The organism is Streptomyces sp. NPDC093089, from assembly GCF_044754405.1.
GTDB lineage: Bacteria > Actinomycetota > Actinomycetes > Streptomycetales > Streptomycetaceae > Streptomyces.
The window spans coordinates 245,651-266,211 of sequence record NZ_JBIVPA010000014.1 but is presented as its reverse complement, the minus strand read 5'-3'; the positions used below and the strand labels follow the sequence as shown (position 1 = coordinate 266,211).

17 protein-coding genes and 1 riboswitch are annotated in these 20,561 nt (G+C 73.9%); of the genes, 13 read left to right on the top strand and 4 right to left on the bottom strand.

All coding sequences use genetic code 11. From position 1 onward, the window contains the following. Positions 1 to 4: 4 nt before the first annotated feature. The 6 genes from ACIQFX_RS30465 to ACIQFX_RS30440 all read left to right on the top strand — a co-directional run bounded on the left by ACIQFX_RS30465 (position 5) and on the right by ACIQFX_RS30440 (position 6,606). Complete coding sequence (locus tag ACIQFX_RS30465; RefSeq protein WP_402469937.1) at positions 5 to 772, top strand: GntR family transcriptional regulator; 768 nt, start codon at positions 5 to 7, stop codon at positions 770 to 772. 191 nt (positions 773 to 963) lie between these two features. Then, complete coding sequence (locus ACIQFX_RS30460) at positions 964 to 2,337, top strand: amidohydrolase (protein WP_402469935.1); 1,374 nt, start codon at positions 964 to 966, stop codon at positions 2,335 to 2,337. Between the two features lie 101 nt (positions 2,338 to 2,438). Further along, positions 2,439 to 3,173, top strand: a complete 735-nt coding sequence (locus ACIQFX_RS30455; RefSeq protein ID WP_402469932.1) for a hypothetical protein — start codon at positions 2,439 to 2,441, stop codon at positions 3,171 to 3,173. A gap of 211 nt (positions 3,174 to 3,384) precedes the next feature. Continuing rightward, a complete protein-coding gene (locus ACIQFX_RS30450) occupies positions 3,385 to 4,437 on the top strand; it encodes an iron-siderophore ABC transporter substrate-binding protein (protein ID WP_402469929.1) in 1,053 nt (350 codons plus the stop codon). A gap of 76 nt (positions 4,438 to 4,513) precedes the next feature. Further along, positions 4,514 to 5,485, top strand: coding sequence for a FecCD family ABC transporter permease (locus tag ACIQFX_RS30445; protein ID WP_402469986.1), 972 nt, complete (start codon positions 4,514 to 4,516; stop codon positions 5,483 to 5,485). Further along, positions 5,482 to 6,606 carry a FecCD family ABC transporter permease gene (locus tag ACIQFX_RS30440; RefSeq protein WP_402469926.1) on the top strand — a complete coding sequence of 375 codons (1,125 nt, stop codon included), beginning with the start codon at positions 5,482 to 5,484 and terminating at the stop codon, positions 6,604 to 6,606. Before ACIQFX_RS30445 ends, ACIQFX_RS30440 begins: the two co-directional genes overlap by 4 nt. A gap of 17 nt (positions 6,607 to 6,623) precedes the next feature. Here the strand turns inward: ACIQFX_RS30440 and ACIQFX_RS30435 are convergent, their stop codons facing one another. Then, the gene (locus tag ACIQFX_RS30435) at positions 6,624 to 7,196 is read right to left on the bottom strand and encodes a histidine phosphatase family protein (protein ID WP_402469923.1); all 573 of its coding nucleotides are present in this window, start codon (positions 7,194 to 7,196) and stop codon (positions 6,624 to 6,626) included. 129 nt (positions 7,197 to 7,325) lie between these two features. Then, a riboswitch (cobalamin riboswitch) is annotated at positions 7,326 to 7,405 on the top strand. A 59-nt stretch (positions 7,406 to 7,464) separates the two neighbouring features. Between ACIQFX_RS30435 and ACIQFX_RS30430 the strand changes: the two genes are divergently transcribed. The 3 genes from ACIQFX_RS30430 to ACIQFX_RS30420 all read left to right on the top strand — a co-directional run bounded on the left by ACIQFX_RS30430 (position 7,465) and on the right by ACIQFX_RS30420 (position 9,795). Beyond that, on the top strand, positions 7,465 to 7,692 hold the full coding sequence (locus ACIQFX_RS30430) for a CbtB-domain containing protein (protein WP_017236531.1): 228 nt from the start codon (positions 7,465 to 7,467) through the stop codon (positions 7,690 to 7,692). Positions 7,693 to 7,706: 14 nt separating this feature from the next. After that, on the top strand, positions 7,707 to 8,522 hold the full coding sequence (locus ACIQFX_RS30425; RefSeq protein ID WP_402469919.1) for a CbtA family protein: 816 nt from the start codon (positions 7,707 to 7,709) through the stop codon (positions 8,520 to 8,522). A 247-nt stretch (positions 8,523 to 8,769) separates the two neighbouring features. Then, entirely contained in the window at positions 8,770 to 9,795 is a 1,026-nt protein-coding gene (locus tag ACIQFX_RS30420) for a LacI family DNA-binding transcriptional regulator (protein ID WP_402469916.1), read from the top strand. A gap of 176 nt (positions 9,796 to 9,971) precedes the next feature. On the opposite strand, the gene ACIQFX_RS30415 is transcribed toward ACIQFX_RS30420, so the two are convergent. After that, entirely contained in the window at positions 9,972 to 12,743 is a 2,772-nt protein-coding gene (locus ACIQFX_RS30415) for a glycosyl hydrolase (RefSeq protein WP_402469913.1), read from the bottom strand. Between the two features lie 249 nt (positions 12,744 to 12,992). Between ACIQFX_RS30415 and ACIQFX_RS30410 the strand changes: the two genes are divergently transcribed. The 4 genes from ACIQFX_RS30410 (at position 12,993) to ACIQFX_RS30395 (ending at position 17,950) form a co-directional block, all read left to right on the top strand. Further along, positions 12,993 to 14,297 (top strand): extracellular solute-binding protein, encoded by a 1,305-nt coding sequence (locus ACIQFX_RS30410; protein ID WP_402469911.1) that lies wholly within the window; start codon positions 12,993 to 12,995, stop codon positions 14,295 to 14,297. 223 nt (positions 14,298 to 14,520) lie between these two features. Then, positions 14,521 to 15,486: a carbohydrate ABC transporter permease gene (locus tag ACIQFX_RS30405; RefSeq protein ID WP_402469908.1), complete on the top strand. Its 966-nt coding sequence runs from the start codon at positions 14,521 to 14,523 to the stop codon at positions 15,484 to 15,486. Next, positions 15,483 to 16,424: a carbohydrate ABC transporter permease gene (locus ACIQFX_RS30400; RefSeq protein WP_402469904.1), complete on the top strand. Its 942-nt coding sequence runs from the start codon at positions 15,483 to 15,485 to the stop codon at positions 16,422 to 16,424. The genes ACIQFX_RS30405 and ACIQFX_RS30400 overlap by 4 nt, the downstream gene beginning before the upstream one ends. A gap of 116 nt (positions 16,425 to 16,540) precedes the next feature. Beyond that, positions 16,541 to 17,950, top strand: a complete 1,410-nt coding sequence (locus ACIQFX_RS30395) for a GH1 family beta-glucosidase (RefSeq protein ID WP_402469901.1) — start codon at positions 16,541 to 16,543, stop codon at positions 17,948 to 17,950. 73 nt (positions 17,951 to 18,023) lie between these two features. On the opposite strand, the gene ACIQFX_RS30390 is transcribed toward ACIQFX_RS30395, so the two are convergent. Continuing rightward, entirely contained in the window at positions 18,024 to 19,391 is a 1,368-nt protein-coding gene (locus tag ACIQFX_RS30390) for a carbohydrate-binding protein (protein WP_402469899.1), read from the bottom strand. A 92-nt stretch (positions 19,392 to 19,483) separates the two neighbouring features. After that, complete coding sequence (locus ACIQFX_RS30385; protein WP_402469896.1) at positions 19,484 to 20,428, bottom strand: LysR family transcriptional regulator; 945 nt, start codon at positions 20,426 to 20,428, stop codon at positions 19,484 to 19,486. Positions 20,429 to 20,561 lie beyond the last annotated feature (133 nt).

Here is a 20,561-nt window from a genome sequence, read left to right as displayed (position 1 = left end):
AACGGTGGCGGACAGACGCAGGACCGGCGCGGCGGCCGCGGACGACAACTCCCGTCCGCCCCTCCCCGACACCCCCGCACCGGCCGCGGACGGCGACTCCCGTCCGCCCCTCCCCGACACCCCCGCACCGGCCGCGGCCCCGCTCGGCGCCCGGGCCCGCGAGGCCGTCCTCCAGCGCATCGTCGACCGGCGGTACGCGCAGGGTGCGCGCCTGGTCGAGCGCGAGGTCGCCGAGGAACTCGGCATGTCCCGCGTCCCGGTGCGCGAGGCGCTCCGCGCCCTGGTCGCCGAAGGCCTCCTGGAGCTGCTCCCGCACAGCGGCGTCCGCGTGCGGCGGCTCGAACGGACCGACGTGGAGCACCTGTACGAGGTGTGGGAGCCGCTCGCGGTCCAGGCCTCGCGGCTCGCGGCGCGGGCCGTGGCGGCGGGCGGCGCCGAGGGCCTCGACGCGCTCCGGTCCACCCTCCACCAGGCCGAGTCGGCGGCCGCCGACGACGAGGGGACCCGCGAGGTGGCCGCCCACACCGCCTTCCACGAGGGCGTCGTCGCCCTGTCGGGCAATCCGCTGCTCGCGCGCACCATGGAGCAGTTGAGCTGGCAGCTGCGGCTGGTGTTCGGCCTGCGCGAGGAACCCGCCCACATGCGCGCCCAGCACGCCGAGATGTACCGGCACATCGCGGCGGGCGACCCGGAGGCCGCGGCGGCGAGCACGCTGCTGCACGTGCGCGACAGCAGGGCCGTCGCCCTGCGCTCCCTCTTCGGCGACAGCTGACACTATTTGTATACCAAGTGCGGGACGGGGGTACCTCCCGCATCCTTCCAACGCCTTCCTCGCACCCTTCGCGGCGAGGAACCCGCACAAAAGGAGACCGGATCCCGGCCGTCCAATCAACCTCTTGTCCGCCCTCTCGGCCTTGGTATACAAAACGGGGAAGTCATTCGGCCTACTCCCCAGGAGCTCCCGTGCGCGTCGAAGCCACTCCCCCGTCCTCCCCCTCGTCCGCCGGGGCGCTGTCCCGCCGCACGGTGCTGGCCGGGGCCGCCGCGCTCGCCGGCACGACCGCGGCGACGGCCGCGACGGCGGGCGCCGCGCACGCGGCCGGCACCGGTTCCGGGCCCACCGCGTCCGCGGCGGCCGGCGGCGCGGACCGCCGCGCGCGGACCGTGGTCTTCCGGAACGTGCGGGTGCTCGGCGCGGCGCGGGCCACGGACCTGGTGGTCGTCGACGGCCGGATCTCGGACGGCCCCGCGCCCCACGGCGCGAAGGTGGTCGACGGCGGCGGCCGGATCGCGCTGCCCTCCCTGGTCGACGCCCACATCCACCCCGAGAAGACGACGTGGGGCGGCTCGTGGGTGTCGCGGCGGCCGGCGAACTCCATCGCCGACTACGTCGCCCAGGACGTGGAGCTGTTCCGCAGCCAGCGCCGGCCGGTCGTGGAGCGCGCGTACGGCCTGATGTCCCACGCCGTCACCCGCGGCACCCGCGCGATGCGCGCCCACGCCGACGTGGCGCCCGCCTACGGCCTCGCCGGCGTGGAGGGGCTGGCCGAGGCCCGCGAGCGGCTGCGGCACGCCCTGGACGTCCAGATCGTGGCCTTCCCGCAGCACGGCGTGATCCGGACCCCGGGCACGGCGGCGCTCCTGGAGAGGGCGGCGCGCGCGGGCCTCGTCGACATGATCGGCGGCATCGACCCGATCGGCTTCGACCAGGCCCTCGACGAGCAGCTCGACACCGTCTTCGGCATCGCCGACCGGCACGGCGTCGGCGTCGACATCCACCTGCACGACCGCGGCGAGAAGGGCGTCAAGGCCATGCGCGGCATCATCGACCGCACGCGCGCCCTGTCGCTGGCCGGCAAGGTCACCGTCAGCCACGTCTTCTGCCTGCCCGGCCTGACGGACCGTGAACTCGGCTCGCTCGCCACCGACCTGGGCGCGCAGGACATCGCCCTCACGACGGTCGCGCCGTCCGACTCGCTGGTCCTGCCCATCGCCCGGCTGCGCGAGCACGGCGTGCGCGTCGGCCTCGGCTCCGACGGCGTGCGCGACTCCTGGAGCCCGTTCGGGAACGCCGACATGATGCACCGCGCGCACATCCTGGGCTGGGTGACGGACGTGCGCCTCGACGACGAACTGGCGGAGTGCTACCGGGTCGCGGCCCACGGCGGCGCGGACGTGATGGGCCTCGCGCACGCCGACCTCGCGCCCGGCGCGCCGGCCGACTTCGTCCTCGTGCGGGGCGAGTGCCTGCCGCAGGTCGTCGTCGACATGCCCCGCCGGGACATGGTCGTGCACGGCGGCGTCGTCGTGGCCCGCGACGGGGAGTTCCTCGACTGACGCACCCGCAGGTGGGGGCGGCGGGGGGCGGGCGTTGCGTAGGCTCGAAACGAGCGTTCCGCGCACCCGCACCACGCCGCCCCTACGCCGAGGAGAGCCCCATGACCACCGCCGAAGAAGGACGGCAGCAGCTGGACGCGGTCAGCGTCCTGAACGCGAAGAGGACCCTCCTCCAGCTGCTCGCCCGGGCGGGCGTCTGGTCGGGCGACGCGGAGGAGCTCATCGGCTTCGTCGAGGCCGGTGCCCTCGCGCTCGCGTACGAGGAGGTCGGCAAGGGGCCTTGGCGCGCGCCCGAGGAGAAGGACGAGCCGTACGCGGCCGGCTGGCGGGACGGCACCCGGGCCGTCACCGAGGCGCTCGGCGACATCGCCGAGCGGGCCCTGCGGAGCGCCGTCGCCGCCGACCCGACGACCGACTCCCCGGACGAACGCCCGCCGGTGGGGCGGACGGAGCTCGCGCGGACGAAGGTCGCGATGACCCCGCTCTACCTGTCGTTCACGGACGAGTCCGACCTCGACCCCGAGGTCACCGATCAGGTGCTCAGGGCCGTCCTCGGCACGATGAGCTCCCGGCAGCGCTCCCGGTACGCGGGACGCCTGACCGAGTTCGCGGCCACGCACCGCGCGCACCTCGAAAGGCTGTACGCCGAGTACGGCCCCGGCAGCGCCATCGCGATCCACGGCCGCTACTCGCTCGTCCACTCGCCCACCAGCGTCGCCGTGCTGGAGCGGCTCGCCACGGCGCCCGAGGCCCTGCACGAGGAGTGGGACGCCGCCGAGCTGCCGCCGGCCTGGCTGGACGGACTGGCCACGGCCTGGGGTGGGCCGGGGGCCTGACGGGCGGTCCGCCGGGCGGGCCCGGTGGCCGGTCGGGCGAGGGGTTCGCGAGGAGCGCGGGCGGTTCGGTGGACGGTCTGGTGATCGACACCCGGAAGAGATAGGTTAGGCTCACCTAACAACGCCTCGCGATGGTCGCTGCCCCACCCTCCCCTGCCCGGGGAGCCGCGGCCGCGCCCCAGCACCCCCTGCCCGGAGACAAGGATCCACCATGCCTTCTGTGTTCACCCCCCTTCGCCGTCGCGTCCTCGCGGCGGGCGCCGCCGCGGTCTCGCTCGGCCTGATGGTGACCGGGTGCGGTTCGGACGAGAAGAAAGACGACGCTGCGGGCTCGGCGGCCAAGGCTCCCGCGGGTGCCTTCCCCGTCACCATCAAGAGCGCTCTCGGTGACGCGGTCATCAAGGAGAAGCCCCAGCGCGTGGTGACCCTCGGCCAGGGCTCGGCCGAGACCGCGATCGCCCTCGGCAACGTCCCGGTGGGCATCGAGGAGTACCCCTGGGGCAGCGACAAGTCCGGCTACCTCCCCTGGATCCACGAGGCCGTGACGAAGTCCGGCGGCACGCTGCCCAAGCAGTTCAAGGGCGGCGAGGAGCTCGACATCGAGGCCATCACCGAGCTGGAGCCCGACGTCATCCTGGCCCCCTGGTCCGGTCTGACGCAGAAGCAGTACGACATCCTCAAGGACATCGCGCCCACCGTCGCCTACCCCGAGAAGGCGTGGAGCACGAACTGGGACCAGCAGATCGAGATCATCTCCAAGGCGCTCGGCCGGCCCGAGAAGGCCAAGGAGCTCGAGTCGAAGATCGACAAGCAGCTCGCCGACGCGGCCGCCTCGCGCCCCAACTACAAGAACGTCACGTTCTCGTACATCTACAACACCGGCCCCGGCAGCCTCGGCATCTTCAAGCCCGAGGAGCAGCGCGTCGCCATGGTCTCCAAGCTGGGCCTCCAGGTCGACCCGATCGTGAACACCTTCCCGGAGACCGAGGGCACCGACTCCGCCCTGATCGGCCTTGAGAACGCCAACAAGCTGGCGAAGAGCGACATCGCCTTCACGTTCTACATGGACGAGAAGTCCCGCAAGGCCGTCGAGGGCCAGCCGCTGTACGCGGCCATCCCCGCGGTGAAGAAGGGCGCCCTGGTCTACAGCCACGACACCCCGTTCGTCACCGCCTCCTCGATGATCAACCCGCTCACGGTGCCGTACAGCATCGAGCGCTACCTGCCGATGATCGACAAGGCCGTCGCCAAGGCCGGGAAGTAACAGCGGACCCAGCGTGACCACTCTCTCCCGGACCGGCCAGGGCCCCGTCGTGCGACGGGGCCCTGGCCGGCATGTCATGGCCGCCGTCCTGTGCCTGGCCCTGCTCGCCCTCGCGCTGCTCGCCAGCGTCATGTTCGGCAGCAAGTCGACGTCCGCCGGCGACGTCCTGCGGGTCGTCACCGGAGGAGGCGTCGACGACTACACCCGTACCGTCGTCGAGAGCCGCTACCCGCGCACCGCGCTCGGGGTGCTCGCGGGTCTCTGCCTCGCCGTCGCCGGCACCCTGATGCAGGGCATCACCCGCAATCCGCTGGCCGAGCCCGGCCTGCTGGGCATCAACGCGGGCGCGTCCGCCAGCATCGTCGCCGCCACCGCGTTCCTCGGCGCCTCCGGGCAGCGGGAGACCATCTGGTGGGCGCTGGTGGGCGCACTCGCGACCGGTGTCGTCGTGCACCTCATCGGCACGGCCGGCGGCGGCAACGGCCCGGTCCGCCTGGTCCTCGCAGGCGCGGTGCTCTCGGCCGTCCTCGCCGCCTTCATCCAGGCCGTCGCCCTGTCCAGGCCGCAGGTCTTCGACACCTACCGCTACTGGGTCGTCGGAGCGCTCGGCGGTCGCGGCTTCGACGCCGTGTGGGCGGTCCTGCCGTTCGCCGGGGCCGGCTTCGTCCTCGCGGCGCTGCTCGCGCCGGGGCTCAACGCCATGGCGATGGGCGACGACAAGGCCGCCTCGCTCGGCATCAGCCCCGCGCGCGTGAAGGGCGCCGGGCTGCTCGCCGCGACCCTGCTCGCGGGCGCCGCCACCGCGGCCGTGGGACCCATCGCCTTCGTCGGACTCGCCGTCCCGCACGTCGTCCGGGCGCTGGTGGGCGCCGACTTCCGCCTGCAGATCCTGTTCTCCTCCCTCGCGGGACCCGCCCTGCTGCTGTTCGCGGACGTCATCGGACGGGTCCTCCTGCGGCCGCAGGAGCTGATGGTCGGCGTCGTCACCGCCTTCGTGGGCGCGCCCGCCCTGCTCTTCGCCGTCCGCCGCATGAGGGGAGCGGCATGAAGACCGCCGAACCGACCGACACCGCGACCGAGACCCCGACCGACACCGGGGCCGGCCCGCGGGCCGCGGCGGCGCGCCGTCCGGCCGGGCCGCCGCGGCGCACCCTCGTCCGGATCGGCCCCTGGGTCGCCGTGCCCGTGCGCCGCTCCTCCCTGATCGCCGCCGCGGTCACCCTGCTGCTGCTCCTGGGCGCCGCGACGGCGACGCTGTCGATGGGCCGGCTCGGCATCCACCTCGCCGACCTGCCGTCGGCCCTCATGGGCGAGGCGACGGGCAAGAACGCCTTCGTCCTGAACCGCTTGCGCGGTCCCCGGCTCGTGGTGGCCATCGCCACCGGAGCGGCCTTCGGCCTGTCCGGGGCCCTGTTCCAGTCCGTCACGCGCAATCCGCTGGGCAGCCCCGACGTGATCGGGCTCGGCGCCGGAGCCGGCGCGGGCGCGGCGGCCGCCGCGCTCTTCCTGCCCGACGTCATGCCGGTCGCCGTCGGCTCCCTGCTCGGCGCGCTGATCGCCATGGCCGTCGTCTACTTCGCCACCGGGACCGGTTTCCGCAGCCCGGGGCGGCTGGTGGTGGCGGGCATCGGTGTCGCCGCGATGGCGACGGCGCTGACCCAGTACGTGGTGTACGCCGTCGAGCGGGACAAGGCCAGCGCCCTCACCGCGTACATCAACGGCAGCCTGTCCGCCCGATCCTGGGACGACGCGACGACGATCTGGGCCGTCCTCCTCATGTCCGTGCCCTTCGCCGCGCTCCTCGCCCGGCCGCTGAGCATCGGCGAGATGGGCGACGACACCTCCACCGGTCTCGGAGCCCGCCCGGCCCGTACGGCGACGGCGGCGGTGGCCCTGTCGATCGTGCTGTCCGCCGGCGCCGTCAGCGTCGCGGGTCCGATCGCCTTCATCTCCCTGACGGCACCCCAGATCGCCAAGCGCGTCACCCGCAGCGGCGGCCCGCACCTCGTGATGTCGACGCTCCTCGGCGCCCTGCTCCTCGTCCTCGCCGACCTCACCGCGCAGCAACTGCCCCTGTTCGACGACCTCCCGGTCGGCCTGTACACGATGGCCGTCGGCGGCGCGTACCTCGGCTACCTGCTGATCCGGGAGTGGCACCGGCCCGTGTGAGCCACCGGGGGCACCCCCTAGGCGGTGCCGAGCTCCTCGCCGACGCGCACGTTCCAGCGGCCCGCGCGGCCGGTGAGGTGGACGGCGCTCAGGGGGCGCACGTCGAGGCGCCAGGAGGTGGAGTCCGGTGCCGCGAGGGCGTGGAGGACGGCGGCGCGGACGACGTCCGGCTCGGCGACGACGGTGACGGGGCCCGAGGTGGTCCCGAGGGCGTCGAGCCACGCGGCGACCCGGTGGCGGAGGTCCCGCAGGGACTCGCCGCCGTGGGGCGCCGCCGACGGGTCGGAGAGCCAGTCGGCGACCGCGGGTTCCTCGCTCGCGGCGACGTCGGCGAGCGTCCTTCCCCGCCAACTCCCCATGTCGCAGGCGGCGAGTTCGCCCGCCGGCTCGGCCCGGAGGCCGAGGGCCTCCGCGGTGCGGCGGCAGCGCTCGGACGGCGAGGCGTACGCGCGGGAGGCCGGGGCGAGCGACGGGGCGACGGCCTCGGCCCGGGCGGTCCCCGCCGGGTCGAGGGGGGCGTCGTCGTCGAAGCGCACCTCGCGCAGGGCTTCGTTCGTCGCCGGGGAGATCAGCGTCAGCCGGACGGTCATCGGGCTCCTTCGTCGAATCCGGTGTGCGGAGGGGGCGTACGGAGAGTGATCCAGGCCTCACGCCCTTGGCGGCGGACCCGGCACGCGGTACGGTCAGGCGACATCTGAACAGCGTGACGACGGCGAGACGGAAGTCCGGTGAGAATCCGGCACGGTCGCGCCACTGTAAGCCGCGGCGCCACGAAAGGTGACGGCGCGGGGAGTCAGACCCGTGGACCGTCGTCTTGCACCACCGTTTGGGACGCGAGTTCCCGCAGGAGGTTTCATCATGGCCGAGGCTGTCGTCTCCGCTGCCGTATCCGCCCCTTCCGTGGCCGTACCGGCTCCGCTGCCCGTCCGGGCCGTCCTTCCCTGGGCCTTCTTCGTCGGCCTTCTCGCCCTGATCGCGCTGTACTTCGTCGGTGCCGAGCAGGGTGCCACCTCGCTGTTCGCCGGCTCCGACGTGCACGAGTGGGTGCACGACGGTCGCCACCTGCTCGGCTTCCCCTGCCACTGAGGGGCGCCCCGCACATGCACGCCTCAACTGTGAGAGCCCTGCTGGTCCGTGGCATGCTCGCGGGCCTGATCGCCGGCCTCTTCGCCTTCGCCGTGGCCTATGTGGTGGGTGAACCTCCCGTCGACGGCGCCATCGCCGTCGAGGAGGCCCAGGCCGCCCACGAGGCCTCCGGGGCGCACGCCGGTCACGGCGGCGGCGCGGCCACCGGGGAAGCGGCGGAGGAAGAGGAGGCCGTCAGCCGCGGCGTCCAGTCGACCCTCGGCCTGGCCACCGGTGTCCTGGTGTACGGAGTGGCGCTGGGCGGCATCGCCGCGCTCGCGTTCTCCTTCGCCCTGGGACGCGTCGGCCGGTTCAGCCCGCGGGCGACCGCGGCGCTGGTCGGGGCCGCCGCCTTCACGACCGTCTACCTGGTGCCGTTCCTCAAGTACCCGGCCACCCCGCCGGCGGTCGGCAACCCGGACACCATCGGGAAGCGCACGACGCTGTTCTTCCTGATGATCCTGCTCAGCGTGCTCCTCGGCATCGCCGCGGTGATCGTCGGGCGTCGGCTCGCGCCGCGTCTGGGCAACTGGAACGCGACCCTGGCCGCCGGTGCCGGCTTCGTCGCCGTGACGGCCGTCGCCTTCGCGGTGCTCCCGTCGAACGACGACGCCGTCCGGGCGGGCTTCCCGGCCGCGCTCCTCTGGGAGTTCAGGGTGGCCTCGCTGGCCATCCAGCTGGTCCTGTGGGCGGTGTTCGCGGTGGTCTTCGGCGTCCTCGCGCAGAGGACCCTCGCGCCGCGGGCCGCCGCCGACCCCCAGGGACGGCTCGGGGCACCGGTCGCCGGCTGACCGGAGGGCGCCCCCGGCTCCGCCCCGCACGCCGCTCGCGTGCGGGGCGGAGCCGTGTCCGGGGCACGGGCGGAAGCGACGGCCGGGGTACGGGCGGGACAGCGGCCGGGCCAAGCCGCTGGGAGCGCTCTCAGGCGATGCGGGCTGCGGATATCCTGGTAGGTGAAGGACCGTGGTTCCGGGGCGGCATCCGGGAGCCGCGGACCGCCGCCCGCCCACCAGCCGACGCAGTCGAGGAGCGCCCGCCGTGACCGAACCGACCACGGGGTCCCGCCCCACGCTGGAAGCCGTCGCCGCGCACGCGGGCGTGTCCCGGGCCACGGCCTCGCGGGTCGTGAACGGCGGTGCGGGGGTGCGCTCCCCGCTGGTCGAGAAGGTGCGCCGGGCGGTCGAGGAGCTCGGCTACGTGCCCAACCACGCCGCGCGCACCCTGGTCACCCGGCGCAACGGCGCAGTGGCCGTCATCATCGCGGAGCCGGAGTTCCGCGTCTTCTCCGACCCGTTCTTCGAGCAGCAGGTGCGCGGCATCAGCCGGGAGCTGACGGCGCACGACGCGCAGTTGGTGCTGCTGTGGGTGGAGGGCCCCGGGGACCACGACCGGATCGCCCGCTACCTCGGCGGCGGGCACGTCGACGGCGCGCTGGCGTTCTCGCTGCACAGCGACGACGCGCTGCCGGCCGTGATCGACCGGGCCCGGATCCCCGTGGTCTTCGGCGGGCGGCCCGCCCCGGGCACCGCGCCGACCGTCCCGTTCGTCGACTGCGACAACCGCGGGGGCGCCCGGGAGGCGGTGCGGCACCTGGTGGGGCTCGGCCGCCGGACCATCGCCCACATCTCGGGGCCGCCGGACCAGACGTCCGCGGTCGACCGGATCCACGGCTACCGGGACGTCCTCATCGACGCCGATCCGGAGCTGCTGTGCGGGGGCGACTTCACCGAGGAGAGCGGGGCCCGCGCGATGGCGGAGCTGCTCGACCGGCGGCCGGACGTCGACGGGGTGTTCGTCGCGAACGACCTGATGGCCTCGGGCGCGCTGCTCACCCTGCGGGAGCGGGGCGTGCGGGTGCCCCAGGACGTGGCGGTCGTGGGCTTCGACGACATGGACTCGGTGGTCCGCAGGACCACCCCGGCGCTCACCACGGTGCACCAGGACATCGAGGGCATGGGCCGGCTGATGGTGAAGCTGCTGATGCGGCTGCTCGACGGGACGGGCCCCGAGGGGCCCGAGTCGGTGATCACCCCGACGTCGCTCGTCCGCCGCGACTCCGCCTGACGGGGCTGGGGGCGGAGAGGGAAACGCGGGCGGGGGGGGCGGGGGGGGGGGGCCCCCGCCCCCCCCCCCGCGCGGGCCCCCCCCCCCCGGGCGGGGGGGGGGGGGGGGGGGGTAACGGGGGGGGGGGGGCGGGGGGGGCCGCCCCGGGCCCCGCCGCCGTCTCGCGGGACCGCCGGTCAGTCGTACGGGATGACGACCACGGAGCGGTCGGTGCCCGTCTGGAGCCGGGAGTCGCCGTTGCCGATGGCGCTCCAGACCTCCAGGCGGACCGTGCCGCCGCGCAGGTCGCCGAGCGTGCCGGTCGCCGCCCGCAGGCCGCGGCCCTGGGTGTACTCCTCCCAGCCGGTGACCGGGTCGGTCGCGAAGTAGTGGTACGTCTCCGTCCGGTCGAAGGTGCCGTCGCCGGTGAGGTCGTAGCTGATCCGGGCCTGCTGGCCGAGGCCGACGGCCGTGCCGGCGTCGAGCTGGAGCCGGAAGGCGGTGGCGGCGCCGGGCCTGAGGGTGCCGTTGACGCCCTTGACCTCGTAGACGAGCGGCCGGTAGGGGGTGCCGTCGTGGTTGGTGCCGTTCGCCGAGGCGACGGTGTCGCTGCCGGCGGTGGCGCCGGTGGCCGTGGTGAGCGTCCCGCCGGTGCGGAGCTGGAAGGTGTTGCCGGTGGACGGCTCGGGGTCGGGGTCGGTGCCGCCGGTTCCGCTGCCGGTGGCGGTGGAACGGGCGGGCACGGTCAGGGTCTTGCCGTCGGAGAAGGTGACCGTGCGGGCGGTCGCGCCGTGGTTGTGGGCGACGTAGGTGCGGGTGGTGCCCTTCAGGAAGACGGCGGAGGTGGGCAGGTTGCCGCTGACCGTGGCGTCGGGGGCGCCGAGGGTGTCGAGGGCGGTGAGCCAGTGGTAGGTGTGGGCCTTGGACTCGCCGGCCTCCGGGGTGTATCCGGTGTTCCCCGCGTCCCACTTGGCCTTGGCGGCGGCGGGGTCGGCGAAGGACTGGAACTCCCAGAGGATGTCGCGCCATTCGACGGCGGGGCCGCCGTTCTCCCGTTCCATCTCGGCGATGTTGCGCCGGACGGCGTCCTTGTGTCCGCCGAGGTGCAGGGAACCGCCGGTCACGGGGAGGACGTTGATGCCGTGGATCTCCTCCGGGTTCGCGGTCCACCAGGTGGAGTAGGCGGCGCCGCTGCCCCAGACCATGCCGACGGTGTCGTGCTGGAAGGAGGCGGGGAAGACCTGCTGGTCGGCGTCGAACCAGTACTGGGCGATGGCCTCGCCCTCGGTGGTGAGCAGGTAGGTGCCGAGGTCGCGCAGGGCGGTGTCGCCGGTGGCCGAGCCCCACAGGACGAGCGCGGCGCTGAGGTTGGTCGACTCGGAGGAGGACTCCTGGTTGTTGCCGGCGGCGAAGCCCTGGTGGCCGCTGGCCCAGCTGTGTCCCGCGTAGACGTCGAAGCCGCGCAGGAAGGGGAAGGCGCCGTCGGTGCGGCTGGGGTTGGCGGTGTCGCGCACCAGGGTCTTCACCATGGCGCCCCAGGCGGAGTCGGCGGCCCAGGCGGGGTCGTACTGGGCGACGATCGCGGCGGCGTACACGTAGTAGCCGTAGTGGAAGTGGTGGTCGTTGAGTTCGGTGTCGCTGCCGTAGGAGGCGGGATAGCCGGTGAGCGTCTTCCACGCCTGGTCGTACGAGAACTCGTTGGCGCCGCCGGCCGTGAACCACTCCTGGAGGCGGCCCTTCATGAGGCCGAGCAGCTTGTCGCGGATGGCGCCCTCGCCGATCTGGTCGGCGAGCGGGACCAGCTGGGCGAGCTTGCCGAGCGCCTTGCCGGTCCAGTAGGTGTCGACGGCTCCGGAGAAGGGGTCGGAGGAGTTCGCCACCTCGTTCAGGTAGCCGCGCAGCCGGGCGGTGTCCGCGCCGGTGCCGCCGGGGAGGGCGGGCAGGGTGGCCGCGGCGCGCTGGGTGGTGGTGAAGGAGGCGGCCTCGCGGACCTTCATGGTGCCGCGGGGCGAGACGTAGGTGTACGGGGTGAGCGGGTCGGTGGTGTGCAGCCACTGGTGGCGGTAGAGGGCCTGGAGGGTGCCGCGCTCGGTGCCCTCCTTGGCCTCGGTGGTGAGGCTGTAGGTGGCGCGGACGGTGCCGGCGTCGTAGCTCCAGTTCACGGTGGATCCGGTGACGAAGCTGTAGGCGTACTTCCGGTAGGTCGCGAGGGCGCCGGTGGAGGGAAGGACGGCGACGGAGAAGTAGTCCTTGCCGCCGAGGCCGGCGGTGACGGTGGTGCCGGAGACGTTCCAGTCGGTGCCGCTGGGGGCGAAGAGGGCGTAGTGGTGGCCCGCGACGGTGATGCCGAGGACGTTGCCCTGGTCGGCGAAGACGGCGGGCGCCTCGGCCGTGGTGATCCGGGCGTCGCCGCCGGTGCCCTTGGCGTACACGAAGGGCAGGCCGTGGCCGATGGTGGTGCGCAGGGTGCGGGAGCCGTCGGACCAGTAGGGGGTGACGGTCCAGTCGGACCAGGCGTCGGCCTTGGTGTCGGGCGAGTTCAGGCCGGTGAGGCCGAGGGTGAGGTCGCGTTTGTGCGCGTACTCGTACTGGCGGCCGTCGCCGACGACGGCGGGGCTGGTCGGGTAGCCGACCTCCAGGCCGCCGGCGACGGCCTGGTAGGTGAGCGGGTGGCCGTACATGGGGGTGGAGTACGGGTTGTCGCCGTAGCGCTGGAAGGCGAGGGAGGACCACCAGTCGTTGGTGGGGACCGGCTTGCCCTGGGCGGCGGCGGTGACCTTGGGGGTGACGGGCGCGCCGGTGTTGGTGGTGGGGCCGGAGGTTCCGGCGGGGCGGGTGTCGGAGTAGCTTCCGGCGCCGGTGGGGACGGTGGCGGCGGCCGCGGGGGCGGCGGCGGGGCCGAGTCCCAGGGCTGCGAGGGCGGAGACCAGGACCAGCGCTGCGGCCGGCCGTGTGCGGGGGGCTGGCATGAACGGCACCTCATGTCGTCGCGGAGTCGCGGTGAGCGGGCGGCTGAGAGCGCTCTCAGATGGCCGGAAACGTAAAACCCTTGAAACGACTGTGTCAAGAGATTGAACACAGTGGGGAGTTGAGGCCGTGTCTCGTCCGTTACGCCTTCGAGCCTTGACGGATGAGCCGCTCCGCAGGCACGCTCCCTCCGCAAGCTTGAGAGCGCTCTCAACCGCTCTCGCTCGTTCCGGAGCCAAGGGAGGCTTCCCATGCCCATCGCCCGAGCCGCCAAGAGAACCGCCGTCCGCCTGGGGGCGGTCGCGCTCACCGGGGCACTCCTCGCCGCCTGTGGAGGTTCGACGGACGACACGTCGTCGGACGGCGCGGGCGGCAAGGTCACGATCACCGTGGACCTGTTCGGCTCCTTCGGGTACAAGGAGGCCGGGCTCTACGCCGAGTACGAGAAGCTCCACCCCGGCGTCACCATCAAGCAGACGGACACCGAGGACGAGGCCGACTACTGGAAGTCCCTCCAGACCCGGCTCGCCGGCGGCGGCGGGCTCGCCGACGTCCAGGGCATCGAGGTCGGCCGGATCGCCTCCGTCACCCAGCAGCAGGCCGACCGCTTCACCGACCTCAGGAAGTACGGCGCGGACGGGCTGAAGGACCAGTTCGCCCCCGCCAAGTGGGCCGCCGCCACCGGCAAGGGCGGCGAGGTCCTCGGTCTCGGCACGGACGTCGGCCCCGAGGCGATGTGCTACCGCACGGACCTCTTCGCGCAGGCGGGACTCCCGACCGACCGGGACGAGCTGGCGAAGAAGTGGGCCACCTGGGACGGCTACCTGGACCTCGGCAAGCAGTACAAGGCGAAGGCCACCGGCAAGCGCGCCTGGCTCGACAGCGTCGGAAGCCTCTACTCGATCATGATCGGCCAGGAGAAGGAGCGGTACTACGACGCCTCCGGGAAGCTGATCTGGGAGGACAACCCCGCCCTCCGCACCGCCTGGGACCACTCCGTCCAGGCGGCCCAGGACGGCCTGAGCGCCAAGCTCGACCAGTGGTCCCCCGCGTGGAACCAGGCCTTCGCCGCCGGCTCCTTCGCCACCATCCCCTGCCCCGCCTGGATGCTCGGCTACATCAAGGGCCAGGCCGGTGAGGCCGGCAAGGGCAAGTGGGACGTCGCCCCGCTCCCCGGCGGCGCCGGCAACTGGGGCGGTTCCTACCTCGCCGTGCCCAAGGCCGCCGCGCACAAGAAGGAGGCGTACGAGCTGATCAAGTGGCTCACCGCCCCCGAGCAGCAGGCCCGGCTCTTCGAGAAGCAGGGCAACTTCCCCTCCGCCACCGGTGCGATCGAGAAGGTCGCCGGCGCGAAGGACCCGTTCTTCTCCGACGCCCCGATCGGGAAGATCTTCGGCGACGCGGCGAAGGCGGCCCCCGTCCAGGTCCTCGGCGTCCACGACCAGAACATCGCCCAGCAGATCACCAACGCCCTGAGCGAGGTCGAGCGCAAGGGGACCTCGCCGGAGAAGGCCTGGTCCAACGCGAAGAAGGGCGTCGAGAACACCATCGGCTGACGCGCCCGGTCGGCCGACCCGCACCCTCGGCCGACCCGCACCGCCGGTCCACCCGCCCGCCCGGCCGGCCGTCGCGCTTCCCCGGACGACCCGCCCGGCCGTCCGCCGCGCTCCCGGGCCGACGCGCACGGCCGCCCCGCCCCGCCTCCCCGGACGACCGCGCCGCCGGTCGTCCGGCACACCCCGCCCCGACCGCACCGACCTCTCACCGAAGGGCCGCACCGTGACCCTCACCGCATCCCAGGCACCGGCCCCGCCCGGCCGGACCGCCCCGCCACCGCGGCGGGGATCCGCCCGGCGGGCCTGGCGGACGCTCTCGCCGTACGCCTATCTGGCCCCGTTCTTCACCCTGTTCGCCGCGTTCGGACTGTTCCCGCTGGTGTACACGGCGTACGTCTCGCTGTACCGGGTGGAGCTCCAGACGCCCGGCGACATGCAGTGGCGCGGCCTCGGGAACTACACCGCGCTGCTCGGCGACGAGTACTTCTGGCTCGCGCTGCGCAACACGTTCACCATCGGGGTGCTCTCCACCGTGCCCCAGCTGGTCATGGCGCTCGGCCTCGCGCACCTGCTGAACTACCGGCTGCGCGGCCGCACCTTCCTGCGGACCGCGATCCTGCTGCCGTACGCGACCTCGGTCGCCGCCGCCACCCTCGTGTTCGCCCAGCTCTTCGGCAGCGACTTCGGGCTCGTCAACTACGTCCTGGGCGTGGTCGGCGTCGACCCCGTCGACTGGCAGAACGACACGGTCGCCTCGCAGGTCGCCGTGTCGAGCATCGTCGTCTGGCGCTGGACCGGGTACAACGCGCTGATCTACCTGGCGGGCATGCAGTCCATCCCGCACGAGCTGTACGAGGCCGCCGCGATGGACGGCGCCTCGCGGTGGCGGCAGTTCTTCCACGTCACGCTGCCCGGGCTGCGGCCCACGATCGTCTTCACCGTCGTGGTCTCCACGATCGGGGCCACCCAGCTCTTCGGGGAGCCGCTGCTGCTCGAAGGCCAGATATCGGGCGGCATCTCGCACCAGTACCAGACGCTCGGGCTCTACATGTACGAGCAGGGCTGGGGCTTCTTCCACCTGGGCCGGGCGGCGGCCATCGCCTGGGTGATGTTCCTGCTCATCGTGGTGCTGGTCGGGGTCAACGCCCTGATCGCGCGCCGCCGTTCCCGCAAGGAGGCCGGCCGATGACCGCGCCGATCGCCCCCGCGGCGGCCCCGGGGCCGTCCGCCCCCGCCACCCCGCCGGCCGGCGGCCGCCGGACTCCCCCGCGCACGGGCCGGCCGCGCCGCGGTGCCCCGCGGGCAGGGCGCACCCTGCACGCCGGCCCGGTCGCGTACGCGATCCTGATCGTCGCCGTCCTCGTGTCGGCGTTCCCGTTCTACTGGACGATCGTCGCCGCCAGCCGCTCCAACGCCGATCTGGCCCGGGTCCCGCCGTCGCTGCTGCCGGGCCCGAACCTGATGCGGAACTTCGAGGCGGTCGTCGAGGAGGCGGACATCGGCAAGGCGCTGCTGAACTCGCTGGTCGTCTCGGGCTCGATCACCGTGGGCACCGTGCTGTGCTGCACGCTGGCCGGTTTCGCCTTCGCCAAGCTGCGCTTCCGGGGGCGGGGCGCGCTGCTCGCGATCACGGTGGGCACGATGATGATCCCGCCGCAGCTGGGCGTCATCCCGCTGTTCATGCTGATCGCCGAACTGGGCTGGGTGAACCAGCTCCAGGCGGTGATCCTGCCGGGTCTGGTGTCGGCGTTCGGGGTGTTCTTCATGCGGCAGTACCTGGTGCAGTCGCTGCCCGACGAGCTGATCGAGGCGGCCCGGGTCGACGGCGCGTCGACGGCCAGGATCTTCTGGTCGATCGTGGTGCCGGTGGCCAGGCCCGGCATGGCGGTGCTCGGCCTGCTGACCTTCATGGCGGCGTGGAACGACTTCTTCTGGCCGATCGTCGCCCTGACCTCCTCCGAGCCCACCGTCCAGGTCGCACTGCGCCAGCTGGGCGGCGGCTACGTCCACGACCAGTCCGTGATCATGGCGGGCACGCTGCTCGGCACGCTCCCGGTGCTGCTCGTCTTCGGCCTCCTCGGCCGCCAGATCGTCGGCGGCATCATGCAGGGCGCGGTCAAGGGCTGACCCGCGGCCCGCCGCCGGCCCGCCCTCACCCCACTCTCGCCCTCGCATGCACACCCTCACCCGCACCTCCCCCTGCCTCTCCCCAAGACGTCTCACTCCAAGGGAGTTCCCGTCCCATGACCGCGCTCGACACCCGTACCCACACCGACGACACGACCGCCCTCCGCTTCCCCGAGGGGTTCCGCTGGGGCACCGCGACCGCCGCCTACCAGATCGAGGGCGCGGCGACCGAGGACGGCCGCACGCCCTCCATCTGGGACACCTTCAGCCGCACCCCGGGCAAGGTCCGCAACGGCGACACCGGTGACATCGCCGCCGACCACTACCACCGGCTCGACGAGGACATCGCCCTGATGCGGCAGCTCGGGGTGACCGACTACCGCTTCTCGATCGCCTGGCCCCGGGTCCAGCCGACCGGGCGGGGACCCGCCGTGCGCAAGGGCCTGGACTTCTACCGGCGGCTCGTCGACTCGCTCCTGGAGGCCGGCATCCGCCCGGTGGCGACGCTCTACCACTGGGACCTGCCGCAGGAGCTGGAGGACGCGGGCGGCTGGCCGCACCGGGAGACCTCGTACCGCTTCGCCGAGTACGCGGGGATCATGGCGGACGCCCTCGGCGACCGGGTGGCGACCTGGACGACGCTGAACGAGCCGTGGTGCGCCGCGTTCCTCGGCTACGGCAACGGCGTGCACGCCCCGGGCCGGACCAGCGACCTGGCCGCGCTGCGCGCCGCCCACCACCTCAACCTGGCCCACGGGCTCGCGGCGCGGGCGCTGCGCGGTGCACTGCCCGGCTCCGCCGAGGTGTCGCTGACGCTCAACCTGCACGCGGTGCGGGCCCGTTCGCAGGCGCCGGAGGACCTGGACGCGGCGCGGCGGATCGACGCGGTCGGCAACCGGATCTTCCTCGACCCCGTCTTCCACGGCAGGCTCCCCGAGGACCTGGTCCGCGACACGGCGGCGGTCACGGACTGGTCCTTCGTCCAGGACGGCGACCTCGCGGCGGCCGCCGCGCCGCTCGACTCGCTCGGCATCAACTACTACTCCCCCGCCGTCGTCGCCGCCGGGTCCTCCGAGTCGCCGTCGCCGTGGGCGGGCGCGGAGAAGCACGTCCGGTTCGAGCCCGCGCCCGGTCCGCGCACCGCCATGGACTGGCCGGTGGACGCGGACGGGCTGCACGAGCTCCTGGTCCGGCTGCGGGACGAGCTGCCCGGCGTGCCGCTGGTGATCACGGAGAACGGCGCGGCGTACGACGACTACGCCGACCCCTCGGGCCGGGTGAAGGACCCCGAGCGGGTGGCGTACCTGCACGCGCACCTCGCGGCGGTGCACCGCGCCCTCGCCGACGGCGCGGACGTGCGGGGCTACTTCCTGTGGTCGCTCCTGGACAACTTCGAGTGGGCGTACGGCTACAGCAAGCGGTTCGGCATCGTCCACGTCGACTTCGCCACCCAGCGGCGGACGCTCAAGGACAGCGCCCGCTGGTACGCGGACGTCATCGCCCGGGGCGGCCTCGCGCGGTCCTGAGCCCGGCGGCGCGGAGGAGGCGCCGCGACCACCCCCCGGGTGCGCGGCGCCCCCGGTCAGGGACGGTCCTGCCTCACAGGCGCTGCCACAGGGCGGGGACGTTCGGCGGCTCCCAGCCCGACTGGGCCTGGTGGCCCTGGAGGCAGCGGTAGCTCCCGCCGCCGTACGTGACCGTGTCACCGGCCGCGTAGACCTTGCCCGCGGCCCAGGTGCCGCCCGGCTGGGGTTCGCCGGGGCCGGGGCCGGGGCCGCTCCCGGTGGTCTTCAGGGTCAGGCCGTAGTTCTGGAGCAGCGGGTTCAGCGGCTGGAAGAAGGTGGTGCCGCCGCTGGAGCAGGTGCCGGAGCCGCCCGAGGTGACGCCCTGCGCCTGGCTGCCGGAGATGTACGAGCCGCCGGAGTCGCCGGGCTCGGCGCAGACGGTCGTACGGGTCACCCCGGTGATGGTGCCCTCGGGGTAGGTGACGCTCGTGTTGTGCTGCTGCACGGTCCCGCAGTGCCAGCCGGTGGTGGAGCCGGAGCGGCACACGGAGGAGCCGACGGGCTGGAGCACCGAGCCGGTCACCTGGACGTTGCCGCCGGAGCCCTTGACGTACGGGGTGGCGGTCCAGTTGGAGTTGGCCGCGACCCAGGCCATGTCGTTGCCGGGGAAGATCGAGCCCTGGAAGCTGCCCTGCGCCACCTGGTTGAAGCCGCTGGTGGTGGTGCCGGCGCGGCCGCAGTGGCCGGCGGTGGCGAAGCCCTGGGTGGTGCCGCGGGTGACCGCGAAGCCGACGGAGCAGCGGCCGCCGCCGCCCATGTAGTAGGCGTCGCCGCCCCGGATGTCGTACAGCGGGCGCGGCGCCTCGGCCGTGCGGACGACGCGGACGAGGTCGCGCGGGACGCCGGTGGCCCGGACGAGCCGCGCCCCGGCGCCGGCCTTCGCCTCCTCGACGACGAGGACGTTGGCCCGGACGTCGACGTAGCGGACGGGGGCCTCGGCGGTGGCGGCCCGGTCGAGGGCCTCCTTGGCGCGCTCCAGGGCGGTCAGGCCGTGCGTGACGAGCCGGACGCGCGCCCCGGTGGCCCGTATCGCGGCGGTGTCGGCGGCCCGGGTGGTGGCCACGGTCAGGGTGTCGGCCTCGGCACCGTCGACCCAGGCGCCGGCGAACGTCCCGCCGAGGTCCTGGCGGAGCCGGGCGGCGGTGGCACCGGCCTCGGCCTCGTGGGCGAGGCGGCGCAGGGACTGCTCCCGGGTGAGGCCCAGGTCGCGTCCCATGGCACGGAGGAGTTCGGGCTGGGCGGAGGCCGCGCCGAGGGTCTGCGCGGCGGTGCTGACGGCGGGGGTCGGGGCGGTGTCCCGCGCCTGCGGGGCCGCGGTGGCGGAGCCTGCCTGGAGGCCGGCCAGCGCCATTCCGGCGGCGGCCAGCGCGGTACACGCCGCGCGGGCGTGTCGTCGGAGCATGGGTGTCTCCTCGGTTCTCGGTGGGGGATCTCCTGAGAAGGTAGGAGTCCCGACGAGGAGACGGCAGCGGCCAGTTCGCCCCTGCCTCCGTGTTATGCCCCGGCCGCCGGAAGGTGCGGTGCCGGGGTTCCGCCGGCGCTCCGGGCCAGCGCGTCGGCGTGGGCGGCGCGGGTGTGGCGGAGGACGGCGGCGGCCCGGTCGGCGGCGCGGCCCTCGGGGTGCCAGCCCAGGAGGTGCCGCCAGACCAGGGGCGTCCCGGCCAGCGGGCGGGTGACGAGGCCGGGCGTCACGGGGAAGGTCGCCCGGCACAGGCCGACGGCCCGGCCGACCTGGACGAGGTGCACGCAGGACGCGGTGTCCGTCTCGTACACGCAGGCCGGGGTGAAGCCCGCGCGCACGCAGGCGGCCGCGAAGCAGTCGCCGAAGCAGCCGTCGCCCGGGACGTCGGTCCAGGCCTCGGCGGCGAGTTCGGCGAGGTCGATCTCGGTGCGGAGGGCCAGGGGGTGGTCGGCGGCCAGCATGACGTACACCGGGTCGCGGGCGACCTCCGTCCACGCCAGTCGGCCCGCCTCGGGTGCGCCGCTCTCGCCGCAGACGCCGACGAGGGCGAAGTCGAGCCGTCCGGCGACCACTCCGCAGGCGATCTCGCGCTCCGACCACGAGGTGTACGTGGTCACCTGCGCCCCCGGGTCGGTGCGGGCGATGCGGTCGACGAGTCCGCCGAGCAGCGGGCCGTGCGTGCCGCCGAGCCGGTATCCCTCCGTGCCTTCGCGCGCGAAGCGCACCGCCTCCTCCTGCAGTTCGCACACGGCGGGCAGCACCACGCGTGCCCGCTCCACGACCAGGTCGCCGAGCGCCGTGGCCCGCACGCCGTCCCGGCCGCGCACGAACAGCTCTCCGCCCAGTGCCCGCTCGATCCTCTTCAGCTGCGCGCTGAGGGCCGGCTGGGCCAGTCCCAGGACCGTGGCGGCGCGCGTGAGGCTCCCCGCGTCCGCGATGGCCCGGATCGTCTTGAGGTGTCTCAACTCCAAGTCCATACAGGGAGCTTGACGCCGGACGACCGATAGGTCCAGACCAGGTGGCGTACCGGTGTCCCCCGCTCGGCCGCTCCCGGGGAACCGAAAGGATCTTCGTGTCGTCTTCCCGACCGAAGGGCGGCCGGGGTCCCGG